16 protein-coding genes and 1 pseudogene are annotated in these 18,094 nt (G+C 69.9%); 10 read left to right on the top strand and 7 right to left on the bottom strand.

Going from position 1 to position 18,094, the window contains the following annotated elements; translation table 11 throughout:
* Positions 1 to 11 precede the first annotated feature (11 nt).
* Entirely contained in the window at positions 12 to 1,049 is a 1,038-nt protein-coding gene (locus ABZ909_RS21765) for an alpha/beta hydrolase (protein WP_357002415.1), read from the bottom strand.
* Positions 1,050 to 1,372: 323 nt separating this feature from the next.
* Here ABZ909_RS21765 and ABZ909_RS21770 point away from each other — a divergent pair, with 323 nt between their 5' ends.
* The 7 genes and pseudogenes from ABZ909_RS21770 to ABZ909_RS21800 all read left to right on the top strand — a co-directional run bounded on the left by ABZ909_RS21770 (position 1,373) and on the right by ABZ909_RS21800 (position 6,752).
* Positions 1,373 to 1,858: a methylated-DNA--[protein]-cysteine S-methyltransferase gene (locus ABZ909_RS21770; RefSeq protein ID WP_354846282.1), complete on the top strand. Its 486-nt coding sequence runs from the start codon at positions 1,373 to 1,375 to the stop codon at positions 1,856 to 1,858.
* On the top strand, positions 1,855 to 2,580 hold the full coding sequence (locus ABZ909_RS21775; RefSeq protein WP_357002417.1) for a 2OG-Fe(II) oxygenase: 726 nt from the start codon (positions 1,855 to 1,857) through the stop codon (positions 2,578 to 2,580). Before ABZ909_RS21770 ends, ABZ909_RS21775 begins: the two co-directional genes overlap by 4 nt.
* Positions 2,581 to 2,591: 11 nt before the next feature.
* Positions 2,592 to 2,849 carry an Ada metal-binding domain-containing protein gene (locus ABZ909_RS21780; RefSeq protein WP_357002419.1) on the top strand — a complete coding sequence of 86 codons (258 nt, stop codon included), beginning with the start codon at positions 2,592 to 2,594 and terminating at the stop codon, positions 2,847 to 2,849.
* Between the two features lie 99 nt (positions 2,850 to 2,948).
* Positions 2,949 to 3,023, top strand: a pseudogene (locus ABZ909_RS21785) (AAA family ATPase); the annotation flags it as partial.
* 169 nt (positions 3,024 to 3,192) lie between these two features.
* A complete protein-coding gene (locus ABZ909_RS21790) occupies positions 3,193 to 4,122 on the top strand; it encodes a TetR family transcriptional regulator (RefSeq protein WP_357002421.1) in 930 nt (309 codons plus the stop codon).
* A gap of 150 nt (positions 4,123 to 4,272) precedes the next feature.
* Positions 4,273 to 5,334 carry an alpha/beta fold hydrolase gene (locus ABZ909_RS21795; RefSeq protein ID WP_357002423.1) on the top strand — a complete coding sequence of 354 codons (1,062 nt, stop codon included), beginning with the start codon at positions 4,273 to 4,275 and terminating at the stop codon, positions 5,332 to 5,334.
* A 92-nt stretch (positions 5,335 to 5,426) separates the two neighbouring features.
* A complete protein-coding gene (locus ABZ909_RS21800) occupies positions 5,427 to 6,752 on the top strand; it encodes a lipase family protein (RefSeq protein WP_357002425.1) in 1,326 nt (441 codons plus the stop codon).
* Here the strand turns inward: ABZ909_RS21800 and ABZ909_RS21805 are convergent.
* Entirely contained in the window at positions 6,683 to 7,942 is a 1,260-nt protein-coding gene (locus ABZ909_RS21805) for a helix-turn-helix domain-containing protein (RefSeq protein WP_357002427.1), read from the bottom strand. The two genes, ABZ909_RS21800 and ABZ909_RS21805, sit on opposite strands and share 70 nt — an antisense overlap.
* A gap of 160 nt (positions 7,943 to 8,102) precedes the next feature.
* On the opposite strand from ABZ909_RS21805, the gene ABZ909_RS21810 reads away from it, so the two are divergent.
* Positions 8,103 to 8,732, top strand: coding sequence for a TetR/AcrR family transcriptional regulator (locus ABZ909_RS21810; protein WP_357002429.1), 630 nt, complete (start codon positions 8,103 to 8,105; stop codon positions 8,730 to 8,732).
* 228 nt (positions 8,733 to 8,960) lie between these two features.
* Positions 8,961 to 11,975, top strand: a complete 3,015-nt coding sequence (locus ABZ909_RS21815) for an AAA family ATPase (protein WP_357002431.1) — start codon at positions 8,961 to 8,963, stop codon at positions 11,973 to 11,975.
* Positions 11,976 to 11,978: 3 nt separating this feature from the next.
* On the opposite strand, the gene ABZ909_RS21820 is transcribed toward ABZ909_RS21815, so the two are convergent.
* Complete coding sequence (locus ABZ909_RS21820; RefSeq protein WP_357002725.1) at positions 11,979 to 12,947, bottom strand: sigma-70 family RNA polymerase sigma factor; 969 nt, start codon at positions 12,945 to 12,947, stop codon at positions 11,979 to 11,981.
* 99 nt (positions 12,948 to 13,046) lie between these two features.
* Here ABZ909_RS21820 and ABZ909_RS21825 point away from each other — a divergent pair, with 99 nt between their 5' ends.
* The gene (locus tag ABZ909_RS21825) at positions 13,047 to 13,445 is read left to right on the top strand and encodes an SgcJ/EcaC family oxidoreductase (protein WP_357002433.1); all 399 of its coding nucleotides are present in this window, start codon (positions 13,047 to 13,049) and stop codon (positions 13,443 to 13,445) included.
* An 88-nt stretch (positions 13,446 to 13,533) separates the two neighbouring features.
* On the opposite strand, the gene ABZ909_RS21830 is transcribed toward ABZ909_RS21825, so the two are convergent.
* The 4 genes from ABZ909_RS21830 to ABZ909_RS21845 all read right to left on the bottom strand — a co-directional run bounded on the left by ABZ909_RS21830 (position 13,534) and on the right by ABZ909_RS21845 (position 18,071).
* Entirely contained in the window at positions 13,534 to 14,052 is a 519-nt protein-coding gene (locus ABZ909_RS21830; protein WP_357002434.1) for a L,D-transpeptidase, read from the bottom strand.
* Between the two features lie 176 nt (positions 14,053 to 14,228).
* Complete coding sequence (locus ABZ909_RS21835) at positions 14,229 to 15,392, bottom strand: MlaD family protein (RefSeq protein WP_357002727.1); 1,164 nt, start codon at positions 15,390 to 15,392, stop codon at positions 14,229 to 14,231.
* 163 nt (positions 15,393 to 15,555) lie between these two features.
* Positions 15,556 to 16,803, bottom strand: coding sequence for a glycosyltransferase (locus ABZ909_RS21840; RefSeq protein ID WP_357002436.1), 1,248 nt, complete (start codon positions 16,801 to 16,803; stop codon positions 15,556 to 15,558).
* Complete coding sequence (locus ABZ909_RS21845) at positions 16,800 to 18,071, bottom strand: condensation domain-containing protein (RefSeq protein WP_357002438.1); 1,272 nt, start codon at positions 18,069 to 18,071, stop codon at positions 16,800 to 16,802. The genes ABZ909_RS21840 and ABZ909_RS21845 overlap by 4 nt, the downstream gene beginning before the upstream one ends.
* Between the last annotated feature and the right edge of the window lie 23 nt (positions 18,072 to 18,094).

An 18,094-nucleotide genomic window follows, 5' to 3' on the forward strand; every position in this document is an offset into this window, starting at 1 on the left:
CGCCCTGGTGGTCATCGTGCGTCCGCCCGTACCGAATCCGCGGCCCGCGATCCGATCAGCCGGTCGCGGAGGAAGCCGGTGATCTCCGCGCGCGCCGCTCTGGCCTGTGGCGCCAGGCCGGGCAGCGTGATGAACGCGTGTGGCGCGCCAGGGTACTCGGAAAGCTGTGCGGGCGTACCGGACTCGCGCAGCCGCTCGGCATAGCGGCGGCCCTGGTCTGCCAGCGGGTCGAGGGTCGGCACCACCACCAGCGCCGGGGCCAGCCCACCGAGGTCGTCGGCATACATCGGCGACACCGCACGCGGATCGGAGCCGGGCGGTACGGCCAACTGCCGGAACAGGTTCAGCTTCGGCAGGTTGAGCGTCGGACTGTCCGCGTACCGGGAGACCGACGCATAGTCATCGAACGACGTAGTCACATCGCACGCGGGGTTGACCAATACCTGTGCCCGCAGGGTCAGGCCGGATGCCTTGGCGCGGATCGCGGACAGTGCGGTGACCAATGCGCCGGTGCTCTCCCCGGCAACAGCCACCCGTGCGGGGTCGACTCCCCATTCTCCGGCGTGATTCACGATGTGCCACAGCACATCCCAGCCGTCGTCGGCGGCCGCCGACAGCGGAATCCCCGGCGCGAGCAGGCGATGCTCGACCGACACGACGACCGCGGGCAGCCGCGCGGCGAGATGACTGTTCCCCCAATCACATTGCGCCGCGGTCCCCGCGAACCCGCCACCGTGGACGTGCACCACCAGTGGCAGCGTGCGGGCGCGTTCGCCCGACGGCCGGTACACCCGGACCGGGATCACGCGATCACCCAGCGCCACCTCCTCCCAATCAATAGTGGTGCCGCGCACCGGAAGCCCGGTGATCACCCGCCCTACCAGCGACCCGGTGAGACGATTGGCCGCCTCACTGTGGGCGGCCAACTCCGCCGCCGTCAACGTCTCCCAATCCGGGTCCTTGCGCAGGGCGTGCAGCAGCCGAATACCGAATGGCGGCCGCTCGACGCCACCCGCCCGGTTCGTGTCATTCCTGTCGTGTCTGAACATGCCCCTCAGCATCGGCGCCACCCCACCGGAAATATTGAAGAAATGTTCCCGGCGCTTCCGGCGGCCGTGCTGCCGCCCTCGGCGAGAGAGAACATCACGCATCTCGGCTCGGCGGCGGCGCCGCATCTGCTTCCGCGGCCAGGGCGCGGCCGGGCGAAGCCGGCCTCCGGCTCGACGGCCCGACCGAGGCTCCTGCACGGGCCCCGGGCTCGACTGTCGTCTGTCCGAATGCCGCCAAACGCGATGGCTGATTCCCGCCGGTTATCGGGGATCGGCTGGGTCAGAGTAGGTGAAGAAGAGAGAAGATGATGAAGGAGGAAGCGATGCGCGTGTACACCACGATGGCCAGTCCGGTCGGGGAACTGCTGCTGGTGGGGGAGCTGCGGGGCGACTCGGTGGAACTGACCGCGGTGTCGATGGCCGGGAGCAAGAGCATTCTGGTGGAGGGGGAGTGGACTGCGGACGCCGAAGCCTTTGCCGAGGTGGTGGGGCAGCTGACCGCCTACTTCGCCGGGGAGCGGAGCGAGTTCGATCTCCGATTCGGCAGCGCCGGAACCGATTTCCAGCGGCGCGTGTGGAGTGCGCTGGAAGAGATCCCCTACGGGACCACCACCACCTATGGGGAGATCGCGGCGCGCATCGGCGCGCCGAGAGCAGCCGTGCGTGCGGTGGGTTCGGCCATCGGCGCGAATCCGCTGCTGATCGTGCGACCCTGCCATCGCGTGATCGGGTCCGACGGCTCGCTCACCGGCTACGCCGGGGGAGTGGAGCGCAAGCAGCAACTGCTGGACCTCGAGCGGGCCGCATGACCACCGCTGCCATCGGCTCGGTGTGGGCCGGCCGGGTCGCCCAGCAGGAATGGGCGGCCCTGGCCGGCGAGCTCGACGACCACGGCCACGCGCTCACCGGTCCGCTGCTCACCGCCGCCGACTGCCGGACCCTCGCAGGGCTTTACGACGAAGAGGAGCACTTCCGCTCGACGGTCGACATGGCCCGCCACCGTTTCGGCTCGGGCGAATACCGCTACTTCACCCACGACCTCCCCGAGATCGTGGCCGAACTGCGATCGGCGCTCTATCCGAAACTGCTTCCCATTGCCCGGGATTGGGCCGCCCGGCTGGGCCGGCCCGGCACCTGGCCGGAACGCTTGGACGAGTGGATCGCCCAGTGTCATCGAGCCGGCCAGGTGAAGGGCGCACAGATCCTGCTGCGCTACGGTCCCGGCGACTGGAATGCCCTGCACCGGGACCTGTTCGGCGACATGGTGTTTCCGCTCCAGGTCGTGATCGGCCTGGACGCACCGGGTGCGGACTACACCGGTGGTGAATTCCTCATGGTCGAGCAGCGCCCGCGCGCGCAATCCCGCGGCGCGGCCATGGCGCTCCCGCAAGGCCATGGCTTGATCTTCACCACCCGGGATCGCCCGGTGCGCGGCACGCGCGGCTGGTCGGCCGCGCCCATGCGGCACGGGGTGAGCCTGGTGCGGTCCGGTCGGCGCCACACCCTGGGCCTGGTCTTCCACGACGCCTGAGAGGGAGGGTGATGGCGTATACCCTGCTCGGCGCGGACGGCCGCCCGTATGCCAGCCGGACACCCGGCGTCCTCGGCGGCCATCGCCGCCTGAAGATCTACGGCCGCCTGGACTGTCCGGCCGCGCTGCGTGCCCTCGCCCGCGGCGGCTACACCGCCCACCGCGTCTTCTTCGCGGACGAGGCCACCGCCGTCGCGGCCGGCTATCGTCCCTGCGCGGTGTGCTCACGGTCGGCCTATCGGGAGTGGCGGGCCGGACTCACCAACTGATGAGACCGGTTGGTATCTAATACGCTGGACCCCATGCTGACCACGTTGGCCGTGGAGAACTACCGGTCCCTGCGCAAACTGCGGGTGCCCCTCGGTCGCATGAACGTGATCACCGGTGCCAATGGCGGTGGCAAATCTAGCCTCTACCGCATCCTGCGTCTGCTCGCCGACTTCGCCCGCAACAGCGCGGTCGCCGGCCTGGCCCGCGAGGGCGGGCTCGAATCGACCATCTTCGCCGGACCCGGCCGCTCCGGCCAGAACATCCCGCTCTTACTCCGGGTCGGCTTCGCGGGCGAGGACTTCGGGTACGCCGCCGCCGTCGCCGCGCCCGCCGCAGCTGCTGGTGCTCGACGAGCCCGAGACCAGCCTGCATCCGGACCTGCTCGCCCCGCTGGGCCGGCTCATCGCCCGCGCCGCGAACGCCCAGCTCGTGGCGGTGAGCCATGCGGACGAATTGATCGGCGTCATCGGCGAGTACGCCGACGACGCGACCATGATCGAATTGCTCGAACAGGAAGGCGTGACGACGGTGGCCGGACAGGAATCAGCGGATGAACCGCCCTGGTATTGGCCGGACCGTTGGTCGCTCGGTGACGTGGAAACCTATTCTGGGGACGTGAGTGTGGAAACCATCGGTGAACCGGGACCGCTGCCGCGTGGCCGGCACGGGCTGACCCGCGAACAGGTGGAGGCCTCGCAGTACCGGCGCCTGTGCACCGCCGTGCTGGAGGCGGTGGGGGAGCTCGGCTTCGCGGCCACCACGGTCGCCGATATCGTGACCCGGGCGCAGGTGGCGCGCCGCACCTTCTATGCGGTATTCGGCGGGAAGGACGAATGTTTCGCCGCCGCATACGATCTCGCGGTCGGTGCCGCCCTGGAACAGTTGCAGGAAACAGTCACCGGTCTCGAAGGCGTGAATTTCGCCGACCGGGTGCGGATTTCCTTCGAGATCTATCTCGGCGTGCTGTCCGTGCAGCCCGGTGCGGCCCGCGCGCTGTATGTCGAAACTCTCGCGGCCGGACCTGGATTGGTGGAACACCGGCTGCGCGTCCACGAGCGATTCGCGGACTACATCATGGCGGTGGCCCGGGTCGGCGTGCGCGACGGCGATCTGACCGCCGAACCCGATCGACAGCTGGTCGACATGCTGCTCGGCGGCATCGACGACCGGGTGCGCGCCTGCCTGCACACCAAGGGCGCCCAGGCGCTGCCCGAACTGGCGCCGTTGTTCACCCGCACGGCCATGGCCATCGTGAGCACACCCGCCCCCTGACGGCTGTTGGTCGCCACAATCGCCCGGCATCCACGCCGGGCCGCGCTGTCACCTGGCACAGCGCCCGTGACACGGGCCACAGCACGCTCCTACGGTCGCAATCGGATTCGACGCGTTCGGTCGGATTCGCCGGACGCAGTAGGAGATTTCATGAGGCCGACCATCCGTACCCTCGGCAGCGCCGTATTCGCCAGTGCCACCGCCTTCGCGGTCGCGTTCTCGACCGGCGTGGCGCGCTCCGAGTCGGATTCCATCGCCGACTCCGGCAGCAGTTCCGGCTCGGCGACGGTCAGCGCCGCCTCCGACACCGTCGGCGTGGGCCCGGAGATGTCGTCCTTCCTGGCCGCTTTCGGCTACGGCCTGACCCACCCGGATGCCGCGCCGCCCGGATCCAATGACTGGGACTGCAAACCGAGCCCGGAGCACCCCAACCCCGTGGTGCTGGTGCACGGCACCTGGCTCAATACCTACGACAGCTTCTCGTTCCTGGCCCCGCAGGTCGCCGGCGCCGGATTCTGTGTCTTCGCCTTCAATTTCGGCCGTGAGACGCCGCTGGGCGGCGGCGGTGTCGGGCCGATCCTGCCGGGCCGCTACGGTGTCGGGCCGCTGGAGGACTCCGCCCGGCAACTCGGTCAGTTCGTCGATCGGGTGCTGGCCGCCACCGGCGCGCCCGCGGTCGATGTGATCGCCCACTCCCAGGGCGGGCCGGTCACCACCCAGTACCTGAAATTCGAAGGCGGCAGCGGGAAAGTGGGCAAGGTCATCAGCTTCGGTGCGACCACCCACGGCACCTCGCTGCTCGGCATCGCCACCCTCGGGCGCATCATCACCGATCTCGGCCTGAACATCCTCGGCTTCTACGAGCCGCTGATCGGCCAGGCCAATACCGAGCAGGTCCTCGGCTCGCCGTTCTATGCCAAGCTGAATGCCGACGGCGACACCGTGCCCGGCGTGGCCTACACCGCCGTCGGCACCACCCACGACGAGATCTCCAACCCCTACGAGTGGACCTTCCTCACCCCGGGCCCCGACGCCTCCGTGGAAAACATCACGCTGCAACAGGATTGCCCCGAGGACCTCTCCGATCACCTCACCATCATGTACTCGCCCCGGGCGGCCTCCATCGCGCTGCACGCCCTGGACCCGGCCGCCCACCCCGACCTCGTCTGCACGTTCAACCCCTGGATGATCGGCGGCAGCGGGCACATCTGAGCGACGTCCGGGGGCTCTCGCTCCCGAATCACCAGCACGAGGGAGGCCGGGGAGTTGCCCCGGCCCCCTGGCTTCTCTCCGAAAGGACCACGATGACGATCGGCGATGCTGTCGAAACCGGGAGTTTCGCAGTGGAATCCGACCCGCCGCGCGGACATCCCCTGCTACCCGGGGAGGATCCGTTCTACCGTTCGCCGATCGACCCGGGATCGGTTGCGCCGGGCACGATCCTGCGGTCGCGACCGGTGCGGCTCGGCCTGTTCGGGCGCATTCCGCAGCGCGTCCGAGCCTGGCAATTGCTGTACCGCAGCACCGATCTCAACGGCCGGCCGGAGGCGACGGTCACCACCGTCCTGCTGCCCTGGGACGCGGAACCGTCCGCGGATCGCCCGCTGGTGTCGTTCCAGTGCGCGATCGACGCGGTCGCGCCGAAATGCTTCCCCTCCTACGCTTTACAGCACCGCGCCCGCGCGCTGGGCGCCATCCCGCAGGTGGAGTTCCCGCTCATCGCCGCCGCACTGGCCCGCGGCTGGGCGGTCTCGGTGCCCGATCACGAGGGCATCAACGGCCACTTCGGCGCGGCCCGTGAGCCCGGCCACCGTACCCTCGACGGCCTGCGCGCCGCCTTGCGTTTCGAACCGCTGGGCCTGCATTCGCGCACCCGAATCGGCCTGTGGGGCTACTCCGGTGGCGGTCTGGCCACGGTGTGGGCGGCCGAACTCGCCGCGAGCTACTCCCCCGAACTCGACATCGTGGGCGCGGTCGCGGGCTCACCCGTGGGCGATCCGGCCTCGGCCTTCGTGCGCCTGAACGGTTCTCCCTTCGCGGGATTCGCGATGGTGTTCACTTCCGGGCTGCGCCGCGCCTATCCGGAACTGGACGGCTGCGTGCAGGGCCTGGTGTCGGCGGAGTACCTCGAACTGCTCGACCGCGCCGAATCGATCGCGACCTTCCCGCTGCTGGCCCGCTATGCGGGACGAAATGCCAACCGGCACATCAAAGGTGGCCTCGGCGCCCTGCTGACCCGGCCCGAGATGCGGGCGGTGCTCGACGACATCCAGCCGGGCGCGCAGGCTCCTGCCATGCCGCTGTTCGTGGTCCAGGGCGTCAATGACGAGGTGATCGCGGTCGCCGATGTCGATGCGCACGTGCGGCGCTATCACGCCCGCGGCGCCCACGTCCACTATCTGCGCGACCGGCTCAGCACGCATCTTCCGTTGCAGTTCATCGCGATTCCGGTGATGGTCGACTGGCTGGCCGACCGCCTGGCCGACCGCCCGCTGCCCCCGTCGGAGGTGCGCACCGTCTGGTCGGTGGCCGCCTCGCGGCGCGCCCTGTCCGAGCACCGTCACTTCGCCGCGCTGCTGGCGACCATGGTGTCCGGCCGCCCGATCCGGACCCGCTCGGACTTCCGATAGCTGCGCGCCACGAGCGCGGACCGCAGGTACCACAGCCCGGACGGCTGGGCCGGATCGAATCCGGTGAGCTGCCCGATCCGTTTGAGCCGATTGTCGACGGTATTGGTGTGCACGCCCAGCACGCGCGCCGTATGCCGTCGGCTCAGGTCGTTACCGATATGGCGGCGCAGGGTTTCCAGCAGTTCCGGGTAGGCGTCCAGCGGATCTAGCAGGGTGCCGAGGTATTCGCGGGCCGGGCCCGGCCGGGTCAGCTGGTATTCCATGGCCAGGTCGTCGAAGCGGTGCAGGCCGGGCGAGCACTCCAGGCGGTGCACCATGTCCAGCAGCTCGTGCGCCTGCTCGGCGGCCTCCGGAATGCGGTGCGTCTCGGCGTGAATGACGGTGGCGGTCACCGGAACCTGTGCGGCCGTGGACAATCCGTCGACCAGGTCGCCGAGTTCGGCGGGCGTCACCTCGGCCGCGGGCAGCAGCACCGTGCCGCCGTCGGCGCTGAGCAGCGACAGCGCCCGGCCCCGACCGCCGCGGGCCAGCTCGGACTGGACCCGCCGCAGCTTGCGCCGGGCCACCACCTCGCCGTCCACCCGGGGATCGTCCTCGCCCGGATGCGGCGGAATGCTCAGTGCCAGCACGTAATACGACTCGTCGATCTCGATGCCGCCGGCGCGGGCCATGGTCGAGGCGGAATGCCCGGCCAGCAATGCCGACGCCACCGTGTGCACCGCGGTGTGATGCTCGGCCACCACCGCCCGGTGCTCGCGCACATAGGACACCGCGAACGCTGAATCCACGATGGCCAGCACCTCGAACAGCCGGCGCGCGGTGACCGCGAGCCGGGCGTAGTCCTCGGGCCCGGTGGCGTCCACGATGAGATCGAAACCCAGGGCGAAGCCGTCGTGCACCGCCCGGTGGATGGTCCCGATGGGGATGCCCTCGCGCGCCCAGTCCGCGCCCGCGCGCTGCAGCCGTTCGACTTTGGCGCTCACGTCACGGCCCTCCAGCACCCCGGCCGCTAGTTCCAGGCAGGTGCGGGTGACGGCGGTGACCTCCCCGCGCAGCGCGTCCCCGGGCAGGGTGCCGCAGCGGGCCACATGTTCGGCGAAGTGCGCGACCAGGGCGGCGGACAGGCCGCGCGCATCGCGCAGCGGTCCGGAAATCGGTGCGGCCGTGAGGGGTTGCGTTGCCTTGATCATGCGCGAATCCTCCACAGCTTTCTGGGAACGCCAACGTTCCTACTGGCCCGTAACTGTAGCGTGGGTCACCTGGCGCGGCAATATCGATTGACCGCTTCCGCCGCGCACGGCCCATTGCCACGACAATTTCCGGTACGGGGTCAGGAGTACGATCGGCCGTATGGAAGACCCGGTTCGGGCAGCGGACGCCACCGAGATCACCGACAAGCGACTGCTGCGCGGCTCGCGCACCCGCAAGGTGGTGCTCGGCCGGGCCGTGGACATCGCCTCGCTGGACAGCCTGGAGGGCTTGAGCTTCGGTCGCCTGGCCACCGACACCGGCCTGAGCAAGGCGGGCATCCAAACCCTGTTCCGCACCAAGGAAGCCCTGCAGCTCGCCACCATCGACTACTTTCGTACTGTCTTCGTCGACACCGTCACCCGGCCCGCCCTGGCGAAACCCCGTGGCGCCGAACGCCTCCGGGCCCTGATCGAGCAGTGGATCGACTACGCGGCCGGTCCCCGCTTCGAGGGCGGCTGCTTCCAGTCCGCGAACCTGGCCGAATTCGACAGCCGCCCCGGGCCGGTGCGCGACGCGCTGGTGGCCGATCAGCAGGACTGGATCGACCTGCTCGCCGGTGAGCTGGCCTACGCCCGCGACCACGGCGAAATCGCCGATCTGGAGACCGATCTGGCGGCTTTCCAGCTCGACGCGGTACTGAGAGCGGCGAATACAGCACTGCGCCTGGGGGACGACAGTGCGGTCTCGAAAGTGCGCCGGACCGTCGAGGGATTCCTGGCCGCCCCCTGATCGGAGCGGGCCGGCTCGTCGGCGGGGAAGCCATATCCCATCCAGGCGTCGGCGTTCCGTGCACCGACACCCGTGTCGGGTCCGCAACCGTCATTCCCGCCCATCCGCATACCGATAACTCAGGCGATTGCGCCGCGTGCACTATTAGTCCGGCTAAGCTGTGAAAGGGGGTGCGAAATGGCCTGTCGAGTGGGCGAATTGTGCGTGTCGCGGCATGATCATGGAGTGGTGAGTTTTCCCGGCAGCAGTGTCCTGGTTGGGCGGGCGGCAGAGGTGTCCGCGCTGGTCGAGGCGGTAGGTGACCCAGGCGCGCAGACCGTGCTGATCGCCGGGGAGGCCGGCATCGGGAAATCCCGGCTGGTGGGCGAGTTCGCCGAGCGGCTGGCCGCCGAGGCGCTGGTGCTGCTCGGTCGCTGCCCGGAGCTGGGGACCGGTGGCGTGGCCTATGCGCCGTTCCTCGCGGTGCTGCGCGGACTGGTGCGGCAGCTCGGCGGCGAGGCGGTGGCCACGCTACTGCCGCCGCATCCGGCGCTGGCGAACTGGCTGCCGCAGTTGGCCGTCCACACCGGCGGCGCGGCCCCGGAGGCCGACCGGATTCGGCTGTTCGGCGAAATCCTCACGCTGCTGGAGCAACTGGCCATGACCCGGCCGGTGGTCCTCGTCCTCGAGGACCTGCACTGGGCCGACGACGCCAGCCGCGAACTGCTCACCTTCCTGTCCGCCAATCTCGCCGACGCGGACGCACTGCTGGTCGGTACCTACCGTCCCGGCGAGGCCGGACCGCTGCGCGGTCTGGTCGCCGAACTGCGCCGCAATCCGGGTGTGCGGGTGCTGGAACTGCACCCGCTGACCCGTCACGAGGTAGGGCGTCAGCTCGCCGCCCTGCTCGCCCGTGAGCCCGAGCCCGGGCTCATCACCAGGGTTTTCGAACGCAGCGGCGGCAATCCGCTGTTCGTCGAGGCGCTCGGCCAGTGCCCCGACCAGCTGCCCGCCGACCTGACCGACCTGCTGCTCGGCTTCCAATCCGGGCTCTCCGCAGACGCTCTCGCCGTGGTTCCCCAGGCCGCCGTCCTCGGCTCCCCGATCCACCACGAACTGCTGGACGCCACCGTCGACCTACCCCCGGACGAACTACACCGTGCCCTACGGGAATTGGTCGACCGCCGCCTGCTGCACACCACCGAGTCCGGCTACGAATTCCGACACGGCCTCATCTGCCAGGCCATCTACAACCGGCTGCTGCCCGGCGAGCGCACCCGCCTGCACGCCCGCGCGGCCGCGGTGCTGCGCGCCCGCGGCGAGGCCCTCGACGCCGAATCCCGTGCCGACCTGGCCCGCCACGCCCGCGCCGCCGGGGACCTGGAGCAGGCCCTGCGCGCATACTGGTCGGCCGCCACCGCCGTCCCCGCCACCCACCCGGAACGCCTCCGGCTCCTCGAACAGATCCTCGTCCTGTGGGACCGGATGCCCGATGCCGAACATATCCTGCCCACCACGAAACTGGCTGTCCTGGAACAGATCGTCGATGTCGCGGTCGCCTGTGGCGCGACCGAGCGTGGCATCGCCGCCGCCGACGCGGCACTGGCCCTGCTCGACCCGGTCGGCGACATCGCGCCGGCCGAGTCCGCCACCGGCGGTACCGAATCGAGGTCGCGCCGCCGCGCGGCCGGCCGGGACGACGGCGAGCGCGCGGCCGATGCGGACGCCGACCGGTGCGAGGTCGAGCGGGTGGCGCGGATGTATCGGCGGCGGGCGTACCTGCGCGGGACCACCGGGGCCGGACCGGGCACGGATCTGGCGCGCGCGCTGGAGCTGCTGCCGGTGGCGGGCGCCGGTGCGGAACGGGCGGAGGCGCTGGTGCAATCGGCCTCCGCGCGAATCTTCCGAGGGGACGCGGCCGGGTCGGCGGCGGACGCCCGTGCGGCGCTGGTTATTGCCCAGCGACTGGGAGCGGACGCCCTCGTGGCGCGGGCGCACGCCCATCTCGGGCTGGCGGGGGCCGCCGCGGCGGAGGTGGCGGGGGATGGTTCATCCGGGCCGGAATCGGCGGCCTCGAACGAAACCGACTGGGCGCTGAATCATTTCGCCGAAGCCCACCGGGCGGCCGCCGCGGCCGGGGACGCGCGGATCGTGGTGGATGTCGCCACCTGGGAATCGGCGGTGCTGGTCGCGGCCGGGCGGTACGAAGCCGCCATCGCCGCCGTCCGGCAGGGACTGCGGGCCGCGCACGAGTCGTTCCGGTTCTCCGAGTCCGCGCCGATCCTGTTCGTCAAATGGGCGCAGGCGCTCGCCGCGCTCGGCCGATGGGACGAGGCCCGGGCCGTGGTCGACGAGACACAGTTCGACCGGTTGCCGCCGCTCAGCCGGGCGGCGCTGACCCTGTGTCTCGCGCGAATCTCCTTGGCGGAAGGGAACATCGGCGCTGCGCGGGAGGCGGCGGCCGGGGCCGGGCGGTTGCTCGGTGACAGCCGGTGGGCAGCGCAGTATCGGCTCGAACTCGCCGCGTTGAACTGCGCCGTGGGCCTGGCGGCGGGCGACGAGACGGGGTCGGCGGCGGTGCTGGCCGGCGCGCTCGCCGAAGGGGACGGTGTCGCAACCCTGTTCGCGCATCCGCACGACGCGTGGCCGCTGGTGGTGCTGGCCGCTCGAACCGCCGCAGCGCCCGCGGAACTGCTCGCCCTGGGCGACACGCTGCCCGCGATGTCGCCGGTCGATGCCGCCTATCGCGCCGTCTTCACCGCGCGGCTGGCCGGTTCGGCGGCACGCTGGTCGGAGGCGGTCGCCGCCTGGCGCGCCGTCGAGCGGCCGCACGAGATCGCCGCCGCGCTCCTGGACGCGGCGGAATCGTATGCGGCCGAAGGGAATCGAGCGGCCGCGGACCCCGCCGTGCGCGAAGCCGCCGAGATCGCCGCCCGGCTGGGCGCGCTGCCGCTGCAGGAGGCGGCCGCACGGCTGGCCGACCGGGCCCGCCTCACCGCCGGGCGCACGGCGGAGGTGCCGAAACCGCAGGGCGGCACCATGTCCGGCCGGCACGGCCTGACTCCGCGCGAGCTGGATGTGCTGCGGCTGGTCGCCAAGGGCATGAGCAATCGCGGCCTGGCGGCCGAGCTGTTCATCAGCGCCAACACCGCCGGCGTGCACGTCTCCAGGATTCTCACCAAGCTCGGCGTGGCCAGCCGGACCGAGGCCGCGGCCTTCGCCCACGACCACGGCCTGCTGGCATCGTCCGGTGACAACGACTGAGGCTCAGGGCAATCGGGCCGGCAGCTCGAAGAGCCGGAAGATCTCCTCGACCTGGTAGGCGATCAGGTTGGTGACCAGGCCGTCGCGAATCGTGATGATCTGCAGGGTGTGCAGGGCGTACCCGTCGCCGTCGCGGACATAGGCCGCCAGTGCCGGCTGACCATTGGCCCCGATCGGCACCAGACGCCAATCGCTGCCGTTGATGTCGAAGACGCGCGCCATGAACCCGATGTAGTCCGCGCGCCCGACGTACCAATTGAGCATGGGCGGCATCTCCATGATCACGTCGTCGGACAGCAGCTTCTCCAGCGCCGCCAGATCGGCATCGCGGAAGGCGGCGACATAGCTGTCGACGACGGCACGCTGCTCAGCGCTCTCGGACACATCGTCCTCGCGAATACCGCTCTGGCTCAGCGTTTTCCGAGCCCGCTGCAGCGCGCTGTTGACCGCCGCCGGGGTCATGTCCAGCGCCCGCGCCACCTCGACGGCCGGCCAGTCGAGCACCTCGCGCAGCACCAGCACCGCCCGCTGCCGGGCGGGCAGCTGCTGCATGGCCGCGACCAACGCCAGCCGCAGACTGCCCTGGGCCACCGCGGCTTCCGACGGATCGCCGAGCAGCGCGTCCGGAATCGGTTGCAGCCAAGGGATTTCCCCGCCGTGCACCAGTGCCTCGCGCGGATCGTCACCGGGTTCGTGGCCGAGTCCGGAGGGCATGGGCCGCCGCCCGCGCTGTTCGAGCGCGGTCAGGCAGGCGTTGGTCGCGATGCGGTACAGCCAGGTCCGCATCCCGGCCCGCTTCTCGTCGTAGCTGTCGCGTGCCCGCCAGGCCCGCAGGTAGGTCTCCTGCACCAGATCCTCGGCGTCCTGCACCGACCCGAGCATGCGATAGCAATGCGCGAGCAATTCCCGTCGGTAGCGGCCGCTGTCCGCCTCGAAGTCCACGTTCGCCATGCTCTTACTCCTCGAATCCAGGCCCTGCCGAACTTTGTACACCCGGAGCGATGAATCGGGCACGGCCCGCCGGTAGGTACTCGTGAGCCGCTCACCGCGGCCGCGATCCGAGGAGGAAACATGACCGACACCGCCGTACAGACCGACCGCGAGGCCGTCCTCGACGTCCTGACCAACCTCTACCGCGCCTGGGCCGCCAATGACGCCGACGCCCTCGTCGCCGACTACGACCCCGACGCCACCTCCGTCGTGCGGGGCGTGGTGAACGTGGGCCGCGAGGCGGTCCGGACCTCCATGGCCGCCGGTTTCGCAGGCCCGCTGCGGGATTCGCACACCGTCGACGAACCGCAGCTGGTCCGGTTCCCGACCCCCGGCACCGCCATCGTGGTCAGCCGCAGCGCGGTGGTGATGGCGGGTGAGACCGAGCCACCGGCCGACGGCTGGATCGTGGCCACCTGGGCCCTGATCCAGCGCGACGGCCGCTGGCTGGTGACCTCGTACCACAACTGCCCGGCCTAGCCGCGCTCATGTCCGGCGCGACCCGGACATGAGCGAGCCCCCTCCGGACAGGCGCCGGAGGGGGCTCGCACACGCATTCCCGTCGCCGTTACGGCACGACCTCGACGATGTCACCCGGGTTCAGGTAGTTGAAGAACTCGCGCGCCCCGTCCGGCGTCATGCGGATGCAGCCGTGCGACTTCTTGTCCACCGGTCCGATGTGGAAGGCGATGTCCCCGTTGAAGAACACCGCGTATTCCATCGGAGCGTTGTGCATGGTGCTCCAGTGGAACGGCTCCTTGAACGACACGTGGAACACGCCCGGCGGCGTCTCGAATCCGGGCATGCCGTGTGAGATGGGCGTGGGGCCGAAGACGACCTTGCCGTTGTCCATCAGCCATGCTTCGTTGCTGCCGAGCTTGAGGCAGGCGCGAGCACCCGCCGTCTGGCACGGCGCGTTGACATCGCTGGGTGCGATGCCGGGGACGATCGCCGGAACACCGGGAACGTCCGGACCACCGGGCCACAATGGTTCGGCTTGCGCGGGCGCCGCCGCGAATCCTGCGACCGCCACACCGGCGATGACCGCCGATCGCGCCGCCAAGCCGAGGGAACTTCTGCTCATCATCGAGTTTCGACCCTCTCCTAGCCTTGGCCCGCCACCCTGTTCGATGCCGCTCTCAGGGCAAACGGACATTCTTCGTTGGCACAAGCATGGGACCACTGGGTACCGATGATCATTCTGACTGGTGGAAATCGAGATTCGCGGCATAGTCCGCGACAGGCGCGCCGACACGCCCGAATTCACCGAACAGGTGGCAGCGTGCGCTGATTCGGGTCGACTCCGGTCGGCCGGTGCGCGCCATTGTTGGCGACATCCGGGCGCGGCGCGTTGGCGGATCCGCGAATCTGCTGGTCGTCGGGCGGATTGTTGCAGTAGTTCCAGCGGCTGAAGGCGGGATCGGTGGCGATGAACGCGGGCACGGTCCGGGTCGGATACTCGCACCAGGGCCGCATCCAGGCGTCCACGATGGTGTAGAACTCGCCGTCGTGGGCGGGCACGCCTATGGCGGAGGAGCCGACCACCAACGCCGGGAACAGCGCGCGCAGCGCGGGCTGCCGCAGCAGCGCGGCCCGCACGATGGCGGACATGGTGGTGGCCAGGCTCTGGATCGGATCCATGTTCCGGTCCAGGACCGCGTCGAAGACGCGCAGCCGTCCGGGTGTGCGGTCGAGGAGTTGCCGCAATTCGGCGTCGGCGGCGCGGGCCTGGACGACCAGGATCGACGCATTGCGGGTCAGCGTGCCGAGATCGGGCTGCGCGTGCGAGGTGGTGCCCGCGATGACGCGCAGATTCTCGATGAGGCTGACCGTCTGTGGCAGCCGGTTGTCCAAACCCGTGGTGGCGATGCTCAATCCGTCGATGAGTCCGCGCAGCTGATCGGGCCCGCCGCTGAGCGCGGTGTCCAGATTGTCGAGAATCACCGCCAGCTTGTCCGGATCGATCTGCGCGATGAGCTCGCTGGTGTTCGTCAGCGTCTGCGAGACGGGTGTCGGCGTGGTGATCTTGTCGGGGTCGAATCGCACCACCTGCCCATCGTGCAGATAGGGCGGATTGTCGGTATTGGGCCGGAAGTCGATGTACTGCTCGCCCACCGCCGACAGCGCCGAGACCGCGATCTCGGTATCGGCCGGAATCCGGTACGGCTTGTCGATTTCCGTGACCGCCGATACCACGGCGCCGTCCTCGCTGATCTCGATCGCTTTGACCGACCCCACCCGGTACCCGCGCCAGGTGACATCGTTACCCGCCTGCAAACCGCCGGTGCGGTCCAGCTGAACGATGACCGTATAGCTGCTGCCCGGTGCGCGCACCCGTGCCACATGGATCGCCAGATACGCCGCCCCGACTGCGAGTAGCAGAATCAGAGCCAGGTTCGACATCAGTGTCTTGTGCCCGCGCAGCACGCTCAAATGGCCCGCCTCCACCGCTGATCAGCGCTAATGGGATTGATGCATAGCAAACACCAGGCGAAACTGCGCGCAATCTAACCACAGTCGGGGCATGGAATCCGGCGCACGTGGTGTCCGGGCGGGGCGGACCGCTCTCGGGCACAGGGTGAGTGGTGGATCAGCCCTTCCGGTGTGCGGCCAGGTGGGCCTCGATGGCCTTCACGGCGAGGCCGACGCCGTCCTCCGCGGCGATCCGGGCGGCGAGCCGAGTGGCATTGTCGCGCAGGGCGGTATCGGTGGTGGCCCGCCGGAGCGCGGCGGTGAGCCGGTCCCCGGACATCTTCGAGTAGGGGATGGTGGCCGGGCTGACGCCGGCGTCGATCAGGCGTTGCGCCCAGAACGGCTGGTCGGCGTACACCGGTGCGCCGATGGCCGGCACGCCCGCGCGCAGGCCCGCGGCCGTGGTTCCGGCGCCGCAGTGGTGGACCAGCGCCGACATGTGCGGGAACAGCCAATCGTGCGGCACCTCACCGATGGTCAGCACATCGTCGCCGGCGATATCGAGCTGCAGCCAGCCGGTCTGCACGATGCCGCGCACGCCCGCCCGCCGCAGCGCGGCGCCGATGATCGCCGACATCCGGGCGCTGCCCTCGGCACTGTCGACCATGCTGCCGAAGCCGAGGAAGACCGGAGCCGGTCCGGCATCGAGGAAGTCGACCAGGTCGGCGGGCGGCTGCCAGTCGTCGGGGCGCGGCGGCCACCAGTACCCGGTCACCTCCAGGCCGGGCCGCCAATCGCCCGGGCGCGGCACGACACTGGGTGAAAAGCCGTTCAGGATGGGCCATTCGGCCGCGGTCCGGCCGCGGCGCAGGTCGAAGGCGGAGGTCGGCGGCAGTCCGAGTTCGCGGCGGAACCCGGCGATGGTGCGAGCGTAGAAGCGGTCGTTGAACCAGGCGCCGAAGTCGCCGGCCAACCGGTTGCCGCGCGCGCCGAAGTCGTAGGCGCCCAGGGCGGCCGGGGCGTGGGCGGCGGTCGCGGACAGTGGCTGGAACCGCAGGCCGATCGCGGGGATGCCCTTGGCCTCGGCCAGTGGCAGGCCCGCGTACTCGGTCGGCGGCAGCAGCAGCACGTCGGCGGGTTCGTCGAGCAGCGCCTCGATCATGCCGCGTCCCATGCTACGAACGCCGCTGGGGGAGGAGAACTTCCAGCCGGCCGCGAGCCGATTGATATCGGTGTCGGTCGTATCGATGTCGATATTGAGCGGCATCTGCCGGAATTCGAGCCCGCACCCGGTGATCTGCTCGGCGAACATCCAGTGCGACGCCACCACGACCTCGTGCCCGGCGTCGCGCAGTCCCACACCCAGTCCCGTCAGCGGGGCGATGTCACCGCGACTGCCGATGCCGACCAGGATGATCCTGCTCATCCCACAACCACGGTCTCGAGGATCGACAGCCACCGGGTGACGATCGCCCGCATCCGCTCGGCCCCCAGTCCGCCGTCCGGCGAGTGCACCGAATAGTGCACCTGCTCAACGCCTTCGGGCTTGCTGGTGCCGAGGAACATGCTCAGATCGAACATGGTCAGCCGGGACTGTTCGCGCGACTGCGCGTCCGGAATCCACACGCCCACATCGCCGAGGAAGTTGAAGTAGAACTTGGGGAAGTTGAAGGTCAGGAAGTGCGGCCAGCTTTCGGGGTGATGCCAGCACAGCAGGGTGAAGTCCTCCGGGTGCGGCGGATAGGTGGCGATGGCGTCGCGCAGCCGCGTCTCGAGGCTGCCCGATACCGGCCGCAGCAGCCAGGGGTAGTCGTCGGAGATCCAGGCGACCGTGCGCGACAGGTCGGTGCCCGGCCGCAGGCGGCTGTAGCGGCCGTGTTTCTGCACCTGGATGGGCCGTGCCACGCCGGTGGCGTCCTCGATGGCCAGTCCCAGTGCCACGAGCAGGATCCGGGTGTAGGTGGCGTCGTAGGCGGCGGGCAGCTCCACCAGCAGCCGCTGGGCGAGGGCGCCATCGATGACGCCGTCGAAGTGCGCCGATTTCGGTGTGGCCGAGCGGATCTGCTGATTGGGTTCGCTGTCGGAGGCCGCCAGCCAGTAGTCCCGCTCACCCACCCGCGTGGGCGCGTAGCCGTCGAGGAACTCCGCCCACTCCGAGCCGGTGGTGGTCTCGGGTGGCAGTGAGATCGCTTCTCCCGCTTCCCATTGCCGGACGTAGGTGGCGATGTCGTCCCACAGCACCCACATGGCGACGCCGTCGATGGCGACATGGTGAGCGGTGAGCAGCAGAATGTTCACGTCGTGGGAGCGGGTGAGCAGTACCGCGGTGACGACCTTCCCGGCGGGCGGATCCAGCCGCAGGTCGGCCCGGCCGGACTCCGCCTCGATCAGCTCCATGAGCGCGCCGGGGTCGAGGCTCTCGATATCGATGGTCCGCACGTCGACGCGGGCCGGGTCGATGACGCCACCGGATTCGGGTTCGATCTCGCAGGCCGCGCCCTCACCGTAGCTGTAGCGACTGCGCAGGGCCTCGTGAGTGTCGATCAGGGTGTTGACCAGCCGCTGAGCCTCTTCCAGCCCCATCGCCACCGGCACCGGGCAGGGAATGGTGACACCGAAGATGGCCGGGTTCGGGTCCCAGGTCAGGAATTTCTTGGCGGCGGCCGTGAGCCGGCCGGGGCGCAGATCGGTCATGCTTGTCCTAGCGATCGGGTACT

This window comes from Nocardia sp. NPDC046763 (assembly GCF_040645495.1).
Lineage (GTDB): Bacteria > Actinomycetota > Actinomycetes > Mycobacteriales > Mycobacteriaceae > Nocardia.